This is a genomic window from Streptomyces sp. SPB074 (assembly GCF_000154905.1).
GTDB lineage: Bacteria > Actinomycetota > Actinomycetes > Streptomycetales > Streptomycetaceae > Streptomyces.
Window position 1 is genome coordinate 5609258 of sequence record NZ_GG770539.1, and the last position, 2054, is coordinate 5611311.

A 2054-nucleotide genomic window follows, 5' to 3' on the forward strand; every position below is an offset into this window, starting at 1 on the left:
CGGCCCGTACCCCCCTCTCCTTCGCGCGCCGGGCCGTCAGGGCCGGAAGCGCAGCAACTGGGGGTCGTGGTCGCTGTTCTGCTGGGCGAACTCGGCGTTGATGTGGACGCTGTCGTAGGTGAAGGACGTGATGCCCTTGCTCACCAGGATCTGGTCCAGGACCTGGCTGTTGCCCTGGTAGACGTAGGTGTAGCGCTCGTCGGCGGGAAGCCGCTCGATGCCGGGGCGCAGGACCTTCCCCTTCGTCAGGGCCTTCGTCGTGGCGGAGAACTCGAAGTCGTTGAGGTCGCCGAGGACGACGACGCGCGCCTTCGCGTCGAGCGCCGTGAGCTGGCGGACGAAGGCGTTGACCGAGGCGGCCTGCGCGTGGCGCCTGGTCTCGGAGGCGCGGACGGGCGGCTGCCGCTCCGCCGTCAGCGGCTCGTCGCCGCCCTTGGAGCTGAAGTGGTTGGCGACGACGAAGACCTTCTCGCCCCGGAAGACGAACTCGCCCGCGAGCGGCTTGCGGCTGTCCTCCCACGCCGGGTTCGCCGGGTCCACCCGGCCCGGTGAGACCGCGAGCGCAGGGGACCCCTCGCGCTCCACGACGGCCGTCGCCGTCGTCGCGTCGCCGCCCGTGCGGTCGGTGAAGGAGACGCGGTCCGGGTTGTAGAGGAAGACCTGCCGGATGTTGCCGCCGGGCTCGCCGCCGTCCTTGTCGTTCTCCGGATCGATGCCGCGCCAGGCGTAGCGCGGGCCGCCCTTCGCCACGATCGCGTCGGTGAACTCGCGCAGCGTCAGCTCCGCCGAGACCGTGCCGTCGTCCTTCGCGCCGTTGTCGTCCTGCACCTCCTCGATCGAGACGATGTCGGGCGAGGCGAGGTGCGTGACGACCCCGTCCGCGAGCGCGTCGAACTTCGCCTGCGGGTCGCCCGGGTCGAGGTTCTCGACGTTGTACGTGGCCACGGACAGCTCGCCGTCCGCGCCCGGCTTCGCCGACTCCCGTACGAGACCGTTGTCCCGCACCGTCCCGATCGTCGTGGCCGCGATCGTGTAGCCGCCGTACTGGTTGAAGTCCATCGGGCCCGCGGTCCGGCCCACGAGCGTGTCGCCGACGTTCGCGACGGGGAAGGGCTGCTGCGCGACGGGGGCGAGCTGCTGGATCTGGAGGCGCCCGCCGTTCTGCGCGTCGTACGCCCCGTAGCGCGTGCCGCCGCGCGCGGTCCGGTTCTCGTACGGCTTCACCGTGACCCACAGTTCGTTGTACGCGTCCGTCGCGCCGACGACGCGGGAGGTGCCGACGCGGACGTTCATGCCCTCCAGCGACTCGTAGTAGTCGGTGGCGAACTTCGTGGGGCGCAGCCGGAGGCCGCCCACGTGGCCGCCGTCGCTCGCCCGGCCCCGCGGCGTGAACGCGTCGGGGACGGTGCCGGCCGAGACGACGACGGGGGCGGGCACCGCGTTGCCGGAGGAGACGACGGTGACGGTGGGCTTCTCGATCTCGGTGACGGACTGGTTGCCCGAGGCGGCGCCGCCGGGCACGTACTCGACCACGTCGCCGTCCACCCGTACCGCGTCCCCGGCCGCGACCTTCGGGGCCGAGGAGGTGAAGACGAAGACGCCCTCGCTCGTCGCCGGGTCGTGGTCCGGCCTCGTCTCCTGGAACCAGAAGCCGCGCGAGCCGTAGCCGCGCACGCCCGTCACGACCCCGCTCACGCCGGTGACGTGCTGTCCCGTGTACGGCGAGACGCGGGTCCTGCCCTGGAGGGTGTGGATGCTCAGGCCGTCGGCGGCGGCCGGTGCGGCGGCGGCCCGCGCGGGAGCCGTGGGCGCGGGGGCGGCCGAGGCGGGGGCGGTGAGCAACATGCCGGCCGCCAGCGCGGTCGCGGTGGCGGACGCCACGGCCAGGGCCGGGCGGCGTCGGGAGGGAACAGGCATGGGGCGCGACTCCAGGTCTGAGGGCGGCCCCCGGGCGGAGGCCGCGTGATGAGGATGCGTACCGCGAGTTCTACGCGCGTCAATCTCCTTCCCGCACCGGGGAGTTGTCAAGGTCGCGCCGGTGAAGCGGGGGTGAG

At 72.9% G+C, this 2054-nt stretch carries 1 protein-coding gene; it reads right to left on the reverse strand.

What is annotated here, in order from left to right; translation table 11 throughout:
* Positions 1-36: 36 nt before the first annotated feature.
* The gene (locus SSBG_RS23750; RefSeq protein WP_037870492.1) at positions 37-1917 is read right to left on the reverse strand and encodes an endonuclease/exonuclease/phosphatase family protein; all 1881 of its coding nucleotides are present in this window, start codon (positions 1915-1917) and stop codon (positions 37-39) included.
* Between the last annotated feature and the right edge of the window lie 137 nt (positions 1918-2054).